Here is an 18,684-nt window from a genome sequence, read left to right on the forward strand (position 1 = left end):
CGCCCCAGTCCGCATGCGTCCCGTTGCTTCCTTCCGTCCGCCGCCAACGTTCAGTGCGTTGCAGAGCGGTGCGTCGTCGCAGGCGACCAAACCGGCAGGACTCGAACAACACGGATCCAACCAAGCCTTTTCACTGCTTGACCCCAACTCCACGCCGTCCAGCTCCACCGACTCTTCATTCGGTGAGATGGGCAACCTGTTGATGAATCAAGTCAAAGGCGTCAACTCAATGCAGAACCAAGCCGACTCCATGGTTCACTCCATGTTGACCGGCGGCGATGTCAACGAAGCCGAAGTCCTCACCTCGGTCCAAAAGGCCGACTTGGCATTCCGGATGCTGATGCAAATCCGCAACAAGCTGATGGACGCCTATCGAGAAATCCAACAAGTTCAGATCTGACTAACCTTCTATGCTTCAAAACGCTCTCGATCAATTTCGAAGCATCTATTCCACGATGCCCGTCCCCTCGCGAATCATCGCGGGGCTGTTGCTGACAGCCATCATTGTGGCGATGGGTTTCTTGGTGCGCGGCAGCTCGACTCCAACCAGCGAATACTTGCTGGGCGGCCGGAGCTTCAGTGAACGCGATTTGGATGCGGCCGAAGTCGCCTTTGGAAACGCCGACCTGCGAGGCTGGACCCGCGATGGTCGCCGGATCAAAATCCCGATCGAATCACGCAGTGAATTCCTGAAGGCACTGGAAAGCTCTGCTTCGCTCCCGCTGTCATTGCGAACCAGTGTCCAAGCCGCGATTGAAAAAGCCAGCCCGTTTGAATCGAACGAACAACGTGTGGCGAGGGAATTGAACGCCAAACTGCTCGACATCGCTCGTAGCATCATGATGTTCAACGACATCCGAACGGCGAGAGTGGAATACGACCAAGGCGAACGCATGGGACTTTCCCGCGCCCGGACACAATCCGCCAGCGTGACCATCGAACCCGAAGGCATCCAACCGCTGCCACGAGCACGTGTGATGCAAATCAAAGACCTCGTCCAAGCCTCGTTCGCAGGCATGTCGATCGACGATGTCGTGGTCACGGACACCAATGGTTCCTCATCCTTCGATTTGGCCGATGACGACGACCCACTGTCCCGAAAACGCCGGGAAGAAGAAGAGCGGTTCGAGATGAAGATCCGCAACCACTTGATGGGTTACGGAAAGATCCACGTGGCGACACACGTCGAAATCGACCCGACGATGAGCACCGAGAAAGCGAGCTTGAGCTACGCGGATCAACCCACGACGCTCAACGAAACTTCTCGCAAACGCGAAACAGAATCTTCGCGTCCCACGCCCGGTGGAGTCCCCGGCGCCCAAACGAATGCCTTGAGCAGCAACCGACCTGTCAAACTGGACGCCACCGCTCAAACATCCAAAACAAAAGAAGATGAGCGAACCAGCAACCGGGTTGCCGGACAAGAGTACTCAACGACTCGGATGGCGGGACTGCCCGTCAAACGCGTGAAGGTTTCGATTGGCTTGCCACAAAGCTACTACAAGAAGGTTTGGACCAAGCAACAGCTCGAAGCCAACCCGGGCCAAACCGTGGACGACATCAAACCGTTGGAAACCGCCGACCTGGTCGCCCTCAAAGAACAAACCGAAACCGAAATCCAACAAGCCGTCACGGCATTGCTACCCGATGTTGCTGCCGGCGAAGACCGGTTCCCGCTGGTCCAAGTCTGGGACTACATCGATTTGCCCGAGCCCGCCTTGGACGCGCCCGCCACCGCCACGATTGCCCTGTCTTGGCTGTCGGATTCATGGCAAACCTTGGCCATGCTGGGGTTGGCTGCCGCCGCACTCTTGATCGCTCGCAGCAGCGTGAAGTCACTCAGCGGCAATGCCGACCCCACCGACTTCAAAGAAGGATTCGGCTTGGAACTGCCTGCCCCTCCGATCACGGTGGAGGAACAAGCGGACAAGGTCGAGGCGATGGAGATCACCGGTGGCTCTCTCAAAGACGAACTGGTCGCCTTGGTGGAGGACAATCCCGAAGTTGCCGCCAACGTGATTCGCAGTTGGGTCGGCGAAGCTGCCTGAGCGAACCGACTCCGCTACGAACACTCAGTGACCACAGCTACCACAACCGCAGGCCGTTGGTGAGACCGAGCCGCAGCTTCCGGTTGCACAGTTGCCCGATTGGTAGCCACCGGTTCGGCATCCCAAGCAATCGCAAGTGCCCAACACGTGAGGGCTCTTGTTGCGACAACGGTTGCGAGTTTCTTCGGCGTACCCAGCCCAGATCCCTGAGTACGAAGGTCGGCTGCGGAAGTACTCCAGCATCGAGCTTGGCGGTGGCAGCGTGGGAGCACGGTGCGGACGACACTCGCTCAGCCCAACGTTGCATCCGGATTGACAGCCTTCCACAATCTCGCCGCACGTGTTGCAGCCCTTGCTGCCCAGACCTTTGAGTTTGCCACCCAGTCCGCACGACTTGCAAGATTGGCAACCCGGTTCGACCAACTCGCCGCAAGAATCACATCCGCTGCCAAATCGCTTGGCCCATTTGAACTTGGGCCCACACGTCTTGCAGGCAGGTTGCTGGCAGGGCCCCGCTGAATCGCAGCCGCCACAATCAATCGATCCAGGCGTCACCGCGTAGGGGTTCACCGTCGCAACGGGTTGCGAAGGAAACAGTTCCTCGGGTGAGGGCACGTGCTGAACCTGCAGCGATGGTTCGGAGGCATTGTTGAGCACCAACGATTCTCCCGCGGCCTGATCCGCAGAAGCCTCCTGGGTCCAAGCTCCCAACAGGGAGTCCAGGTCCGCGTGAGCATGGGTGGTGACCAAAGAAATGGTCATCACACAAAAGAAAGTGAAGAGCGAACGTGACATGGAAAATCCCTTGGAACTGGAAACCAATCAAACCGGCTGGCTTCGTTGAGATCGGCATTCCCCCCGGTCGCACGTCGAACGTTTTTTTAGATCTCGCGCAGCCCTCACATTCGTTTCAAACTGATTAGGATCGACACTGCCAAGAACGGGCGGCAAATTTCGCTCGTTTGCTCGTTGACGGTCCGCTCCGGTTTCGCAAAGCTTGGTAACATCCGTCCATGGTCTCCTCTTCATCTTTCTTCAAAAAACCGAATGACCGCACTGGATAAACAACGCCGCAAGAAGCTCCAAGCTGTCGTTGACAAGGACTATTCCTACCGCTCGTACTACGACGACGACATCGAAGTCAAAGGGACGGGACGGTGTGGCTTCGGCGTCTACGCAGCTCGCCAATTCCAACCCGGCGAACTGGTGTTCGAAGTCACTGGACAACTGATTCACAAAAAACACTACGTGGGCAGTGAATATGTGATGGATCTGGACAAAGACTGGTACCTCGAACCCAGCACGCCAGGTGCCTTCATGAATCACTCGTGCAGTCCCAACTGTGAATTGGTGCAGTTGACAAATTTTTCGCTGGGTGTCGTCGCGATCTGCAACATCGAAGCTGAAACCGAAATCACCTTCGACTATGCCTGGGAAGCCTTCGACTGGAATCCCAAGTGTCAGTGCGGTGCCCGCAATTGTCGCGGCTGGGTCGTCTCCGAAGAGGAAGTCAAAAAGATGAAGCGTCTGGCCAAAGGACGCAAGAAAAAACCTCGCTGATCCATCGCATCGCGAAACCGAGGTTCACGGCGAAACTGCCCCGCCATCGGAATTGCGATGATGGCGGCTGGATTCACACGGCAAAGGGGTTAATCTTGGCATTCGCTTCCTTTGCTATGCCGCCTCTGACTCTCCCGCCGTGTCACTGATTTACCTCGATTTCAATCGCACCACACCGATGGCCCCCTCGGTGATCGAGGCAATGCAGCCGTACTGGTCGACACACTTCATGCTGCCGACCCAATCGCATGTTCATGCCTCCGCCGTCAGCGAAGCGATCGAAGGCGCCCGCGAATCCGTCGCCTTTCTGATCGGCTGCGAACCCTTTGAATTGGTGTTCACCAGCGGCGGAACCGAAGCAAACAACCTCGGAATCCTTGGCGCGGCAGATTTTGACCACACCATGGATCCGCTGGACGGTCCTCCCCACGTGTTGATCAGCAACGTCGAGCACGATGCTGTCATGCAGGCGGGCTTGCAACTGGGACGCCTCGGCTGGGACGTGGAACTGGTCCCCTGCGACGCTCAAGGGATGGTCCCCGCAGACGAATTTGAGAAGCGCTTCCGGGAATCCACGCAGATGGTCTGCCTGCAATTGGCCAACCATGTGCTCGGCACCCTGCAACCGATTCGTGAATTGGCGGACCGCTGCCACAACCGGGGCATCCGAATTCACTGCGATGCGACCACCGCGGTCGGCAAGGTCCCTGTCGATGTGACCCAGCTTCGGGTCGACTCGTTGGCTCTCAGCGCTCACAAAATGTATGGCCCCAAAGGTGTGGGCGCCCTGTTCGTCCGCCGCGGCCTCGAACTCAAACCCATTCTGTTCGGTGAGAGCCGCGAAATGGGCCTGCGAGCTGGCAGTGAAAACGTCCCCGGCATTGTCGGCTTCGGCTCCGCCGCTTCGATGGCAGGCCGATGCGTCGACGAAGCCTACGCGACCCTCGCGGAACTGCGTCAACGGCTGATCGATGGGCTGCGAAGCAACCTCGGTGAGCGAGTGACGGTCTTTGCGGAACACGTCGATGGCTTGCCAAACACCGTCACCGTTCAAATGCCGGCGGAAGCCAAACGCATCCAAAAAGCCGCTCGACATTTGGTCGCCGGCTTGGCTCAGTCGGAATCACCCCCTGATGAGATGACCCGCGTGCTCCAAGCGATCGGCTGCAGCGAAAAAGAGGTCGGCCGGGCGATTCGAATCTCAGTGGGCTGGACGACCAGCCGCGAACAAATCGACCGAGCAGTGAACCTGCTGGCGGAAGCCACGGACTACCCGTCCCCTTAAGGAGGTCCTGCAGTTTTCAAGTGCCGTGTTGCCAAGCGTTTATTATCACCCTCCCTTGGGACGTTCGAAAAATAAATGGTGGCGGGCGTCTGGGTATCGCCCCGGATGGGGCCGTCATGCTTCGCTCGGGGCGGAAGCCCCGAGAGACCGATGCCGGAAAACAAACGGTCGCCCCGGATGGGGCCGTCGTGGGAGTTGGGGGCGTCCCTCGCTCACGCGTCGGGTTGTGATGGGTGGTTGCTGCAGAAACCCGCCAAAACCCAGCACCAGAAAACTGCACGCCCTCTGCAAACGGGAGGGGGCGGAAAGCGAGCGTTCAGCGAGATTTCCGGGGGAGGGCGGTGCGCGCCGCTTCCCATGCTCGGCCCCCTCCCTCCCGTACGCCTGACCGGCGTCGTTCGACCTTCCCCAAAAACTTCGTTTCGGGAGAGGTGCGGCAGGTGGAACTCCGCCGAAACGATCTGCCCTCGGACATCTCCAGCAGCCACGCCCACGACGTAGCAAGGCAACGAAAACGGCTCGCATCCAAAACTGAATGCGAGCCGTTTGTGATTTCAAAATCCACTGAAGGGTGAGTCACCCTCCAGTGAACGATGGACTAGCGATCACTGACCACAGTTGGTGCAACCAGCACCGGTTTGCATGACGGGAGCAGCAGGAGCTGCTTCGTAGCTAACAGGTGCAGCAGCAGCTGATCCGCATGACGTGCAACCAGCACCGGCGGAAACGCCAGCACCGTAAGCAGCCGACGAGCTGTAGACAGGAACTTGAACAGTCGTTGGGACTTGCTGACAAACCTGAACTTGAACTTCCTTCATTGTTTGCACAGGAACGCAAACGCTGTAGGTTTCTGGCACTTCTTCGGTGACAGTGTCATAGACAGTCACGTTGTAAGTACGAGTACGAGTTTCAGGAGTGTTGACGGTGTAAGCAACTTCGCGAGTGCGTTGTTGCGTTTCCATGCGGGTCTTGTTGACCGTACGGGTACGTTCTTCGCTGGTCATGGTCGTTTGAGGAACCATGCGAGTGCGAGTTTCCATGCGAGTCTTGGTCACAGGAATCGAACGGGTGCGAGTTTCCAAACGAGTCTTCGTCACTGGAATCGACTTGGTGCGAGTTTCAGTGCGATAGTTCGTGACGGTGTAGTCGCGAGTACGCTCTTCTTGACGGCACTTCTGAACCGTGATCGTACGGCTGCGTTCTTCGGTTGTCATCGTGGTGTAAGGAACCGTACGAGTACGGGATTCAACACGAGTTTTGGTGACAGGAACGGTACGAGTACGAGTTTCGGTCTTCATTGTCGTCACAGGAATTTCGCGGGTGCGAGTTTCCAAACGAGTCTTTTGAACAGGCACTTCGCGAGTTTTCGTTTCGGTGCGGTACTTGGTGACGGTGTAGTCACGAGTACGTTGTTCTTGACGGCACTTTTGAACCTGAACGGTACGAGTGCGAGTTTCAGTTTGGTACTTGGTCACGTTGACCATACGCTCACGAGTTTCGGTGCGGCACTTGGTGACAGGAACCGTACGCGATTGAGTTTGCGTGGTGTACGAAGTCGTCGTGTAGGTGTAAGGAACCTGTTGTGTTTGACGTTGGTACGAGGTGGTTGGAACTTCTTCCGTCACCAAGTTTGGAACGTAAACGCGACGATACGAAACAGTTGGTCCGCATGCCGATCCAGCCGAAGCAGCACCGCCACCGACAACGCCACATCCGCCAGCACAAGCCGACGAGCCACATCCGCCACCGCAGCTGCTGGTGCAAGCTGAGCAAGAGCCACAGCTGCTTGCACATCCGCCACCACAAGCCGACGAACCACAACCTGAACCAGCTGCGTAGACGCCAGCACCGCTACCGTAAGCTGCTGCACCGCCGGAAACGACGGCTTGGCATTGGTAGCTGCCCAAGTCTTTTGTCACGGTACGCATGCTGGTCACGGGGACGCACTTGGTAACGGTACGGAAAGCAGTCTTGGTTTCTTGAACAGGAACGCGAACCGTGTAGGTTTGCTCAACGTTCTCGGTGTAAGGAACGTTGACGGTGTAGGTCTGAGCAACTTGCTCCGTCACAGGAACGCTGACCGTGTATGGCTGTTCAACAGTTTCGGTGTAAGGAACGTTGACCGTGTAGGTCTGCGTTTTGGTTTCGGTGTAAGGAACCTGAACCGTGTAGGTCTGGGTCAATGTTTCGGTGTAAGGAACGCAAACTTGGTAAGTCTGGGTTTGCGTGCTCGTGACAGGAACTTGAACCGTGTAGCTTTGCTCCATTTCTTCGGTGTAAGGAACCGACACTTGGTAGGTTTCTTCACGCGTTTGCTGAACAGGAACTTGAACCGTGTAGGTTTGCTCTTGTTGCTCGGTGTAAGGAACGTTGACGGTGTAGGTTTGCGTCTTGGTCTCGGTGTACGGGACCTGGACCGTGTAGCTTTGCTCAAGCTGCTCGGTGTAGGGGACGCAAACTTGGTACGACTGTTCCATGTTTTCGGTGTAAGGAACCGACACTTGGTAAGACTGTTCGACTTCTGTCGTGACAGGAACTTGAACCGAGTAGGTTTCTTCTTCGGTGTAAGGAACTGCGACTTGAACGTCGTAGGTTTCCGTACGGGTTTGAGTTTGCGGCACGTTGACCGTGTACTCTTGTTCGCGGCTTTCAACGCGAGCCACTTGCTTGGTCACGCTACGCATGCGAGTTTGCGTTTGACGTTGGTACGTGGTGGTTGGAACCATCCGAGTCTCAGTCACGTACTGAGAACGCATTACCGTCTGCGTTTGATAGGAAACGGTTGGGCCACAAGCACCCGCGTTACCGTAGCTGGCGCCGGCGTAGCCGCCGCCCATGACTGTGGCACCACCGCCATCGGAGACGCATCCGTCGCCGCTAGCACATCCACCACAATCTCCGCATCCTGCGTAGACATTCACTGCAAGCAACATTGCTGCTGTGAGTCCAAGAACCATCCGTAATACGTTCGATCTCATCAAAAACCTCCAAAAACGCTCACAGCCTGTGAGGCAACAGAAGAAACACGGGTAAGCTTTAACGGCTGCGTACTCTGGGCAACAACGCCCGCTACCCCAAAATGTAGGTACCAGGTAGGCAGTGTCAACAATGCGGTCAATCAATCGGACCGATTAAAGCTTAGTTTTTGTTCAGTCGTCCCAGAAACACGAACGTTCCGGGATCGATGCAGTGAGAGTAAGCGTGAAACTGACATCAAACGCGCACTCCGATAGGAAATTTCGCAAAACTCTCTCAATCCCCTCATCTGCACCCACCGATTCCTCGCACGCGAAGAATTCGCGTTCGCACCTGCCGATTGATTCCTGCGTAGAATGCAGGTGGGAAATGAAACCCACAGGAATTCTGCAAAAATTCCCGGGATGTGGTTCCCAAACCGGGCGTGAAAGACGACGTTACTGGAACACTGTTCGCACGACCCAGCCAACGGTCAAGATTGAAACGGGGGGAGGTAGGATCATGCCAAAGGTCATCTGTGTCGGCGCCCCAAGCTCGCCTCCGGATCGATCCTCGCTGCCAGAAGCGTTGTTGTCTCAGGACACATCCGCCGAAGGTACGCACGCACCATCCATTGAATGGGTGTTTTGCGAGTCAATCGTCGACGCATTTCCATTGCTCGAAGAGGAGGATGTCGCTGGGATTTGGATGGATCGCACCAGCCTTCCCCAGACATCCGAAATTCGTGGCATGATGCAGAGCGGATTGATGCTCCGCGACATGCCCGAAGGTGTCGCGCTGCTCGACGCCGATCTGCGCGTGATCTGGGCCAATCATCGCCTGCTGCAATGGGCGGGACGTCCCGCCGGCACCCCACTCGGGATGACGTTCTACGAATTGCTGCACAACCCCGAGATCATGGGGCCGGATTTCTGCCCCTTCCACACCGCCTTGGCCACCGGGGACGAAAGCAGCTCCACGCTCCACAGCATGGACAACCAGTATTTCCAGGTCCACGCCGCACCCATTCGCTCCGCGGAATCTCCCCGCAACTTGATCGTCACCGTCGGCGAGATCACCGACGAAATCCTGCAGCAACAAAAGCTGGCGGCGATTCACCAAGCCGGCCGGGAACTCGCTGACCTGCGACCCAACGAAATCTTCATGATGGAGGTCGATGACCGAATCGATCTTTTGAAAGACAACATCCAGCACTACCTCCGCGATCTGCTGAATTTCGAAGTCATCGAGATTCGAGTGCTCGAGCAAACCACCGGCGACCTGATCCCGTTGCTCAGCGTCGGCATCGATGAGGAAGCCTCCGACCGCCGCCTTTCCGCTCACCCGCGAGAGAACGGCATCACAGGGTACGTTGCCGCCAGCGGTGTCAGTTACGTCTGTCACGACGTTCAAAACGACCCGCTCTTCATCCCCGGTGTCGCCGACGCCCGCAGCTCCCTGACGGTCCCGCTGGTCCTGCACGATCAAGTGCTGGGGACCATCAACGTCGAAAGCCCCGACGTGGCAGCCTTCAGCGACAGCGATCTGCAGTTCCTGGAGATCTTCGCTCGCGACATTGCGTTTGCCCTGAACACACTCGAGCTTCTGGTCGCTCAAAAAGCCAACACGGCTCAACAGAGCTGCGATGCGATTCACAGCGCAGTCGCTCTGCCAGTCGATGCGATCCTCAACGACGCCGTCCACGTGATGGAAGGCTACATCGGGCACAGCCCCGAAGTGATGGATCGCCTCCGCCGGATCCTGCAAAACTCCCGCGACATCAAACGGACGATCCAGCAGATCGGCCAAAAGATGACTCCCCTGGAAGCCGTTCCCGCGGACGAGAAACTGGACCAAAACGCGATCCTCCGCGCCCGCCGGATCCTGGTCGTCGACGACGACGAACAAGTTCGCGAAGACGCCCACCAGTTGCTCGAACGATACGGCTGTGTCGTTGAAACCGCCCACGAAGGTGACGAAGCGGTCTTGATGGTCCGCCGGAGTGCGGGCGACGACAGCTATGACGCGATCATCAGCGACATCAAACTGCCCGACTACAGCGGCTACCAATTGATGCTGCGTCTTGAAAAGGTCATGGCGCACGTGCCGATGATCCTGATGACCGGGTTCGGTTACGACCCCGGACACTCGATTGTGAAAGCCAAGCAAAATGGCTTGCACCCCAAGGCGGTTCTGTTCAAACCGTTCCGCCTGGATCAACTGATCGATGTCTTGAAAACGGTGATCGAAGCCAACCCCAACGTGCAGCATCCTCCCGGCGCCTCACCCGATGGCAATCCTCCTGGCGACGAGGACCCTGACGCTGCCCGAACCGCATCCGGCGGAACGAAGAACTCCATTTGCTGAGTTCGGCTTGCGAACCAGAGTGACCGGCCGGCGCAGGACGAAATCGTCTGCGAACTCCGAATCACTCACTCCTCCAAAACAAACGGCTCGGTGAAATCACCAAGCCGTTTTGCGTTTCCATGAGTTTTCGAGCGAGCATTCTTGCTCCGCCCCCGCTCGCAACCCGATCAGGCAGGCAGCGGGGCAGCTTCGGCTAGCTCAGCCAGTTTCTCGGCACCGACGCGATCACAGAATGTTCCGAGCGATTCCCCTTCTTCGCGATTGGCTTTGAACGCTGCAAAAATGCCGGTCAACTCCGCGGTGACCTCTGAATCCGGCACCTGGTCTTTGTAGATGTAAGCCAAGCGATTGCCCAACCATCCACCGCCGGCAAACAACGTGTATTTGCCCACCGAGCGACCGACCAGGGCCAAATCGGCGTTGTAGGGCCGTGCACAGCCATTGGGGCAACCGGTCATCCGAATGGTGAACCGTTCGTTGCTGAGTCCCAACTTGGCCAAAGGCTCTTCGATCGAATCGATGATGCTCGGCAAACGACGTTCTGATTCGGTGATGGCCAAACCGCAGGTCGGCAGCGCCACACAGGCGATCGACCAACGACGAACGGTGCTGGTTTCCTCGGTCGTCCGAAGCCCGTGTGACTTCAGGATCTCGATCAGTTCTTCCTTTTCAGAAGGATCGATGTCACAGAAGATCATGCTCTGATGGCTGGTCAAACGAATCTCGCGATTGAAGCGAGCGCAGACGGCTCGAATCGCTGCTTTCACTTGAACTTGCTCATTGTCGTACAAGCGACCGTTTTCAATGTTCAGGCCGTAGGACAACTTGCCATCGCCCTGTTCCTGCCATCCCATGTGGTCGTCGAACTCGTGCACATCATCTTCGGTGCAATCGGCGAGCGGGCCGCCGAACACTTTCTCAACCTCGGTGCGGAATTTCTCGACGCCCCAATCCGCGATCAAGTACTTCAAACGAGCCACCTTTCGATCGCTGCGGTTGCCGTTGTCCCGTTGCACGATGACGACCGCCTTGGCCACCTCCACGGCTTGCTCCGGCGTCACAAACGCCATGCGTTTGCCGAGTGCAGGGAAGGTTTTCTTCGCACTCGGGGTGCGGCCCATGCCGCCGCCGACCGAAACGTTGTAACCAATGATTTTGCCGTCCCGAACCACGGCCAAGTACCCAAGGTCCTGGGTGTAGATGTCGATGCAGTTGTCTTCCGGCAGGGCGATGCCGATTTTGAATTTCCGCGGCAAGTAGGTCGGGCCGTACAACGGTTCATCAATGACCGGAGCATTCGACGAATCAGGCTCTCCGCCCCCCGCCAAAGTCTTCTCACCGGTGTCGGGATCCGTCAGCCACAATTCGTGATAGGCCGGCGTCTGCGGCGCGAGAGCGACCGTCAGCTGATCAGTGAACACATTGAGCTGATCGTGGATTCCGCCCACGCGTTTTGCGGGACAGCACATGATGTTCCGGTTCACATCGCCGCAAGCCGCCAGTGTGGAGAGCTCGACGTCATTGATTCGGCGAATTGTCTCCCGCAGATCGCCCTTCAAGATGCCGTGCAATTGCAGCGTTTGCCGGGTGGTGATTTTCAACGTGGAATCACCCAACTCATCGCACATGTCCAAGTGCGCGACCAACTGTGCTGAGCTCATGCGACCGCCCGGAATCCGGCACCGAACCATCATCGTGTAAGCTTTCCCGCCACCGGCCTTTTTCAGCTCGGCACGTTTGTCACGATCGTCTTGCTGATAAGACCCGTGGAACTTCAGCAGCTGGATGTTCGAATTGTCGAAGTGATCCACTGGATCCGCCAATTCTTGATCGATCGAGCCCTTCAGGAAACGACTTTCTTCTTTGATCTTCTCGACCGGGCTGAGCTTGATGGGTTTCTCGGGCGCGGAGGTCGGTGCAGCATTCGTTTCGGAAGCGTCGGTAGACATCGAGTCAAAAATCCTGTGTGATTTGCGTCGGTCAATGGACCGAAGATTCGTACTCGACTCTTTATACCGACAATTCCAATTTTTCACCACGTCGACCTCTCTCGTCGACTTACGCCAATTCAAGGCCCGAGGATGCCCGCAACGCGACTGGACGGCAAGAAGATTGCCGCGGAAATTCGCAGCGAAGTTGCTGCTGACGTCGAAACGTTCGTTTCAGGCGGGAATCCACCTCCCCAATTGGCGGCCGTGCTGGTTGGAGAAGACCCCGCCAGCCAGGTTTACGTGCGAAACAAGGAACGCGCCTGTGAAAAAGCGGGGATCGCCAGCCGCCTGGACCGCATGCCCGCGGCGACCACCGAAGCCGAATTGCTGGCCAAAGTGGCCGAACTGAATGCCGACCCGGCTGTCAGCGGTATCTTGGTCCAACTCCCCCTGCCCGCGAAAGCTGCCGGTGGCACGGGAATTGACGAGCGAGCCGTCCTGGATGCAATCGATCCAATCAAAGATGTCGACGCATTCTCCCCCGTCAACGTGGGGCTGCTCATGCAAGGCCGACCGCGTTTCCTTCCCTGCACCCCGCACGGCATCATTCAACTGCTGCATCGCACGGGAATCGAAACCAGCGGGAAACACGTCGTCGTGGTCGGGCGCAGTGACATTGTCGGCAAGCCGATGGCAATGATGCTGGCACAAAAAGACAGCACCTGTGGCCCCGCCGTCGCCAACGCGACGGTGACCCTTGCTCACAGCCGCACCCAAAACCTCACGGAGATCTGCCGCCAAGCCGACATTTTGATCGCCGCGGTCGGTCGCCCAGAAATGATCCGGGGCGACATGATCCAACCGGGCGCCGTTGTGATCGACGTTGGGATCAATCGTGTGGGCGACAAACTGGTCGGCGATGTCGCCTACGCCGAAGCAGAATCCGTGGCCTCCGCGATCACGCCGGTCCCGGGCGGAGTCGGACCACTCACGATCGCGATGTTGCTGCACAACACCCTGATGGCCGCCAAATTGCAAGCGGCCAAGTAGCCAACCCGCCCCGTGACGAGCTCGTGCCGTTTCCAATCGCCGAGCTCGTAACGTTTTGAGAAACCCGCCCGACGAAGGAGGTCGTGCAGTTTTCTGGTGCTGGGTTTTGGCGGGTTTCTGCAGCAACCACCCATCACAACCCGAAGCGTGAGCAAGGGACGCCCCCAACTCCCACGACGGCCCCATCCGGGGCGACCGTTTGTTTTCCGGCATCGGTCTCTCGGGGCTTCCGCCCCGAACTAAGCATGACGGCCCCATCCGGGGCGATACCCAGACGCCCGCCACCATTTATTTTTCGAACGTCCCAAGGGAGGGTGATAATAAACGCTTGGCAACACGGTACTTCAAAACTGCACGACCTCGAAGTTGGGAGGGGTCGGAAAGCGAGCGTTCAGCGAGATTTCCGGGGGAGGGCGGTGCTGGACCGCGAAATGCTTGGTGTTGTGGAGCGTATTCGTTTGCGCAAGTTTTCATCCCGGTAGGGATGTCAGATGGTAGCCGTCGGTAAGCGATAGCGCCACCGATGGACACGCCCCCCACGCCGCCACTCTCCATCCCGCCGTGGCCATTGGCCACGGCGGGATGGAGAGTTTTATGGAACCTCGTTTTCCGGGGGTACGCTGCGACGCAGCGACCCCCGGCTACCATCTGAAATCCCTACCGGGATGAAGAAAGACAGAAGCCGGAAGAAAAATTGCATTCGCTATCGGAACGCCAAGGGCAAACATTTCGCAGCCCAGGGCAGTGCGAGCCACTTCCCATGCTCGGCCCTCACCCTCGCGTACGCCTGAACGGCGTCACTCGCCCCCCAACTTCGATTTGGGAGAGGTTCAGTAGGCAGAAACCCACTGAAAAGCGGGATCGATCGACTCACAAACTCTAGCGAGCGGAGGTGAGTGATTCGCCAGAGCTGACAATGGATTCGTGGAACATCTGCAACTCTTTTTCGAGTCGCTGGTTGCTGCGATACAGCTTGACCAATCGCTGACGCGTTTCCTTGAGCTGAGTGGCCAACTTCTCGTTGTAGGTCTCCAGCGAAATCCGCTCGACTTCGGTTTGCTCGAAATCCTGCTCCAACTTCAGCTTCTCAGCTTGAGCGGCTGTGGTCATGTTCTTGGTCGCATCGATCGCCCGTTGAAGCACTTCGTTCTCGTAAGTCAGCTCTTGAGTTCGCGTGCTCAACTCCGCCAAACGCAGGCGAATGCGTCGCAAAACAAAGCGATAATCGTTCAAAGGCCGAACGTAGTAGGTGTCGATCAGGCGAGCGACTCCTTCATCGATCAACGCATCCGCGGCTTCCTCTTTGACGACCAACAGATCGTCTTTGGAGAATTTAACCTTGCCAGAATCACCCTGCTGCAAGCGACTGTCGACCGCACGTCCGCTGCCGTCAAAGAATCCACCATCCAAAGCACCGCGTTGATCGGGGCTGTCCACGACGATCTCATGATTCTTGGTGAACTCGATTTTGACCCATTTGCTCAATGGCTCGTCATCGGGCAAAGACCGTGTTCCGTCTCGGAGGTACTCGGCTCGCGACTGAGCTGAGATCTGGTTGCTGAGCAACCGGTTGACCAATTCATCATCGATTCGGCCGAACACATTGTTGTCGTCTTCCACGCTTCCCTCCGCCACAAAGGGCTCGTGCCCATCAAGCGGCAGCAATTCGTAAACGGACCAACTGACCGCTTGGCGGCTTTCGATGGCCTGACGCTGCTGCGGCAACAGGGGAGCGGTCGGTTGCAACGTGACCTGAGTCGGCGAGGTCGCCGTCACTCGGTATTCGCCCAGATAGAAAATCGGAACGGGAACATTCAAATTGGGTTGTGGGCCTTCGGCGAACCCATAGACGACCAAGCCATCTGGAATCAGCGGCAAGGGAGCCAATTCGACTTCGCCTTCGTCCGCTTCCTCGGCTGGCAACCCATCAACGGGAACCTCCTGCTGGGGGGAAGACAAGACAATTTGGCCACCATTGTTGAAATCCGCATTGGTGAGGCGCAGTCCGCGCCACCGCCGACCAGCTTCGGTGCCCAACTTGGCCAATTTCTGGGCCATTGGCAGGACGCCTTCGCCCGACAGCGGGTCATTGGGATTGCCATACCGCAATTCCAATTGCTCCGCCTCGACCGAGGCCAGCCTGGACTCGAGTTCCTCTTTGACTTTGTGCCACTCAGAACGACTTTTCAACGCCCCAGCGACAGGGAAGACGAAAATCACGGCCAAAATCGTCGTGATGACGACGGGAGTGATCTGGTACCACCGCCAATGAGGCGCCGCTTTCCAGACCAAGATGGCCTGGGCGATGACGACAACTATCAGAACGAGAAGAAGTACGTACTGCATCAGAGCAATTGATTGAGAAGCGGCAGAACTACCAAAGAGGGATCCTTGACGGGCTAGCTTAATCCAGTCCAACGCCAGCTTGGAGAATTTTCATCAACTTTTCCGTTCCGGTCGTCCGTGTCGGTTCCCGTGACCAACCGATCGGCACAATCGGAACATCCCTCACGATGGGGCGCCGATTGAAGCGGTTCGAGCGGTTTGCACCGACTTGCCGGTCAAGCCGATCCGCCAGATCGTCCGAAATGATCCTGTGAACACGTCCGCATCGAACGCGCGACGTGTGTCGAACATCCAGGTCTCGGAAGGCGATCGATCGTGACGATGCGAAAAACACTGTCCATTTGGATACTAACCGGATCCGTCCTCTTGCCAGCGGCAATGGGGTGCAACCGCCCTCACTATCGCAAACAGGCAGACAACGAAGCCTACGCGTTGATGGACGAGAAAGCCTCGCACGTGTCACGCCCGGTCGACGCGCCGTTGCGGATCGAACTGGACCGACGCAGCCGAATGTACAACCCATTCGACCTCGACTTCCAACCGATGCCGCTGGATGACCCAGCCTCGAATCGGTACATGCAGTGCGTCGACGGCCGACGCGGCTACCCGATGTGGGAAGCCAATGGACTGACCAACGCCGCCGAAAGTCCGGATTGGTGGCAGTTCCTTCCGCTCAATGACGACGGGATCCTCGAACTCAACTCAGAGAACGCGGTCAAGATCGCGCTGCTGCACTCCCCAGACTACCAGCGTCAGTTGGAGCAGTTGTATCTGTCTGCCCTGGACGTCTCGAGCCAGCGGTTTCAATTCGACACCCAATACTTCGCCGGTGCCGGTGCTTCGTTCAGCCAGAATGATCAACGCTTCGGAGCCTTCCGCGATTCCGATTCCGTCACCAGCGTTGGCGGGGACGCAGCCCTGAGTCGACAGTTCGCGACCGGTGCCAATCTGCTGGTGAACTTTGCCAACGAAATTGTCTGGAACCTGAATGGTCCCGACACGGCAACGACGTCCACCGTGCTCGACTTCACCTTGTTGCAACCCTTGCTCCGAGGTGCGGGACGCGACCGCATCATGGAATTGTTGACTTTGTCGGAACGTCGGCTGCTTGCCAACGTTCGCAACTTCGAACGATTCCGCCGCGGTTTCTACTTGGAAATCGTCACGGGACGCAACAACGACAGCAGCGTCAGTCGCTCTGGAGGTACGTTCTCCGCCAACACCGGTGCCTTCACCGGGTTCGATTCAGGCTTTGCCAATCTGGGTGGCAGTGGCGGAACCGGCGTGCCACAGGCCGGTGGGTTCATCGGTCTGCTTCAAGACCAACTGCAAATCCGCAACTTGGAAGAGAACATCGCTCGGCTCGGCGAGAACCTGGTCATTCTCGACAACACGCTGATCGAATTGCTGACCACCATTCCCGATGACCCTGAAGCCATCATTCGCCAGCGACTGCAAATCGCGCAAGCACGATCCGCTCTGCTGAGCTCGCAAAGCTCCTTGGTTTCGCGTCGTGTTGGCTACCAAAACTCGGTTGACTCCTTCCTGCGTGACCTTGGATTGCCACCTTATATCTGTGTCGAAATCAACGACCCGATGCTGGAACGTTTCGAACTGATCGACCGAACCCTTCGAAGTCGCCGTGAAGAACTGATTGATGTCCGCTTGGCAGTGGGCGAGATCAACATCGGATTGCTGGAATCCAGCGAAACCACCATCAACGAAGAGACCGGACTGCCGGAAACCAAACTCCAGTGGGACGAAACCACGATTCGCTTGATCGAACGACTTCGATCTTCGGTTGAACCGTTGTCGAAATTCACGGGTGATTTGATCGCCGAAGATTTGCCCCGCGTGGAAGCGGACCTCAAGCAGTTGGCGGAGCTCATTCCGGAGCGTCGCAACCAAACCGATTCGTTGCTGGAACTGTACCGCGAAGAACAAGCCACGGTGTGTTCGCTGCTGGGAATCGAAACCGTTGACGAATCCATCTTCGACCTCGAACCCGTGCTCGAACTCGGCGAAGAACTGGAATCACAGTTCAATGAAATCGCCAGTCGTCTGGACGCCTACAAAACGGCGGTGGATCAACTCAATGAACAAATCGATGTCTTCCTGCAAACCGGACCACGATCCGAAAACAGCGTTGAAATCGCGGTTCAAGTTCGCAATGAAGTGATTCTGGCCAGCCAAGACTTGCTCGCCAACCTGGGCGAAGACGTCCTGGCGTTGCAGTTGATTCAAGCCCGCTCGCGAGTCGAATCGCTGCTGCTTCCCGAAGTCGAAATCAACCCTGCCGAAGCACTGCAGATCGCTCGCGTGAACCGTCGTGACTGGGCCAATGCTCGGGCCGCCCTGGTGGACACGTTCCGCCGAATTGAATTCTTCGCCGACGATCTTGAAAGCGACTTGGACCTGGTCGTCTCCGGTGGTGTCAGTCAATCCGCGGTGACCGATCTTCCCAACAATGACAACACCAGCCTCCGGCTTGGGCTTCGTTGGGACGCCCCAATCACTCGCTTGCAAGAACGCAACACCTACCGCCAAGCCTTGATCGAATACGAGCAAGCCAAACGGTCGTACTACAACTTCGAAGACAGCGTGTGGCAAGGTCTGCGTTCCAGCATTCGCCAGCTGCAGGCCAACCGGATCAACTTTGAATTGGGACGCCAATCCGTCCGGATCGCAGCCAACCAATTGGAACTCAACGAGGACATTCGGTCCTTCCGAGATGCCCGCGGCTTGAACAGCGGCCCGACCGCTGCTCGCGATACGATCTCGGCACTGGGTGACTTGCTCGATTCACAAAACTCGTTGCTGAACATCTTTGTGAACTTCGAAGTCGTTCGCCGTGGTCTCGACTTGGATCTCGGAACCATGGAACTGACGTCCGACGGACTGTGGATTGATCCAGGCCCCATCGAGCCTGAATTCCTGCTGGGTCTGGTCGGCACGTCCGAAGGCGGCCTGATCGATTGCGGTGTCACAACCTCCAACGCCCTGTGCCCCACTCCTGATTGCGGGATGCCATTGAAAGAGCAACCCAAAGAACCCATCTTTGGATTCTGATTCAACGTCCTGCGGGGTCGCATCCGGCTCGCTCCGGTGGTCTTTGCAACCGGCAACGGTTGCAAAGACATTG

11 protein-coding genes are annotated in these 18,684 nt (G+C 57.3%); 7 read left to right on the forward strand and 4 right to left on the reverse strand.

All coding sequences use genetic code 11. From position 1 onward, the window contains the following. The first annotated feature begins 13 nt into the window (after positions 1-13). Entirely contained in the window at positions 14-400 is a 387-nt protein-coding gene (fliE, locus tag UH5x_RS11950; protein ID WP_047815646.1) for a flagellar hook-basal body complex protein FliE, read from the forward strand. Positions 401-410: 10 nt separating this feature from the next. Then, positions 411-2,048 (forward strand): flagellar M-ring protein FliF C-terminal domain-containing protein, encoded by a 1,638-nt coding sequence (locus UH5x_RS11955; RefSeq protein ID WP_047815645.1) that lies wholly within the window; start codon positions 411-413, stop codon positions 2,046-2,048. A gap of 24 nt (positions 2,049-2,072) precedes the next feature. On the opposite strand, the gene UH5x_RS11960 is transcribed toward UH5x_RS11955, so the two are convergent. Beyond that, a complete protein-coding gene (locus tag UH5x_RS11960) occupies positions 2,073-2,843 on the reverse strand; it encodes a hypothetical protein (RefSeq protein ID WP_482635781.1) in 771 nt (256 codons plus the stop codon). 252 nt (positions 2,844-3,095) lie between these two features. On the opposite strand from UH5x_RS11960, the gene UH5x_RS11965 reads away from it, so the two are divergent. Beyond that, positions 3,096-3,608, forward strand: a complete 513-nt coding sequence (locus tag UH5x_RS11965; RefSeq protein ID WP_047815643.1) for an SET domain-containing protein — start codon at positions 3,096-3,098, stop codon at positions 3,606-3,608. 139 nt (positions 3,609-3,747) lie between these two features. Then, the gene (locus UH5x_RS11970; protein WP_047815642.1) at positions 3,748-4,893 is read left to right on the forward strand and encodes a cysteine desulfurase family protein; all 1,146 of its coding nucleotides are present in this window, start codon (positions 3,748-3,750) and stop codon (positions 4,891-4,893) included. A 605-nt stretch (positions 4,894-5,498) separates the two neighbouring features. On the opposite strand, the gene UH5x_RS11975 is transcribed toward UH5x_RS11970, so the two are convergent. Then, positions 5,499-7,850, reverse strand: a complete 2,352-nt coding sequence (locus UH5x_RS11975; RefSeq protein WP_047812996.1) for a hypothetical protein — start codon at positions 7,848-7,850, stop codon at positions 5,499-5,501. Between the two features lie 520 nt (positions 7,851-8,370). Here UH5x_RS11975 and UH5x_RS11980 point away from each other — a divergent pair. Next, positions 8,371-10,215, forward strand: a complete 1,845-nt coding sequence (locus UH5x_RS11980) for a hybrid sensor histidine kinase/response regulator (protein ID WP_047813065.1) — start codon at positions 8,371-8,373, stop codon at positions 10,213-10,215. Between the two features lie 167 nt (positions 10,216-10,382). Here the strand turns inward: UH5x_RS11980 and UH5x_RS11985 are convergent, their stop codons facing one another. Continuing rightward, entirely contained in the window at positions 10,383-12,164 is a 1,782-nt protein-coding gene (locus UH5x_RS11985) for an NADPH-dependent assimilatory sulfite reductase hemoprotein subunit (RefSeq protein ID WP_482635782.1), read from the reverse strand. Positions 12,165-12,296: 132 nt separating this feature from the next. Here UH5x_RS11985 and folD point away from each other — a divergent pair, with 132 nt between their 5' ends. Next, positions 12,297-13,196 (forward strand): bifunctional methylenetetrahydrofolate dehydrogenase/methenyltetrahydrofolate cyclohydrolase FolD, encoded by a 900-nt coding sequence (folD, locus tag UH5x_RS11990; protein ID WP_482635783.1) that lies wholly within the window; start codon positions 12,297-12,299, stop codon positions 13,194-13,196. Between the two features lie 879 nt (positions 13,197-14,075). Here folD and UH5x_RS11995 read toward each other — a convergent pair. Continuing rightward, positions 14,076-15,542, reverse strand: coding sequence for a hypothetical protein (locus UH5x_RS11995; RefSeq protein ID WP_482635784.1), 1,467 nt, complete (start codon positions 15,540-15,542; stop codon positions 14,076-14,078). Positions 15,543-15,863: 321 nt separating this feature from the next. On the opposite strand from UH5x_RS11995, the gene UH5x_RS12000 reads away from it, so the two are divergent. Continuing rightward, positions 15,864-18,611: a TolC family protein gene (locus UH5x_RS12000; protein ID WP_047812914.1), complete on the forward strand. Its 2,748-nt coding sequence runs from the start codon at positions 15,864-15,866 to the stop codon at positions 18,609-18,611. Positions 18,612-18,684: the final 73 nt, after the last annotated feature.

It is taken from the genome of Rhodopirellula sp. UH5, assembly GCF_056839225.1.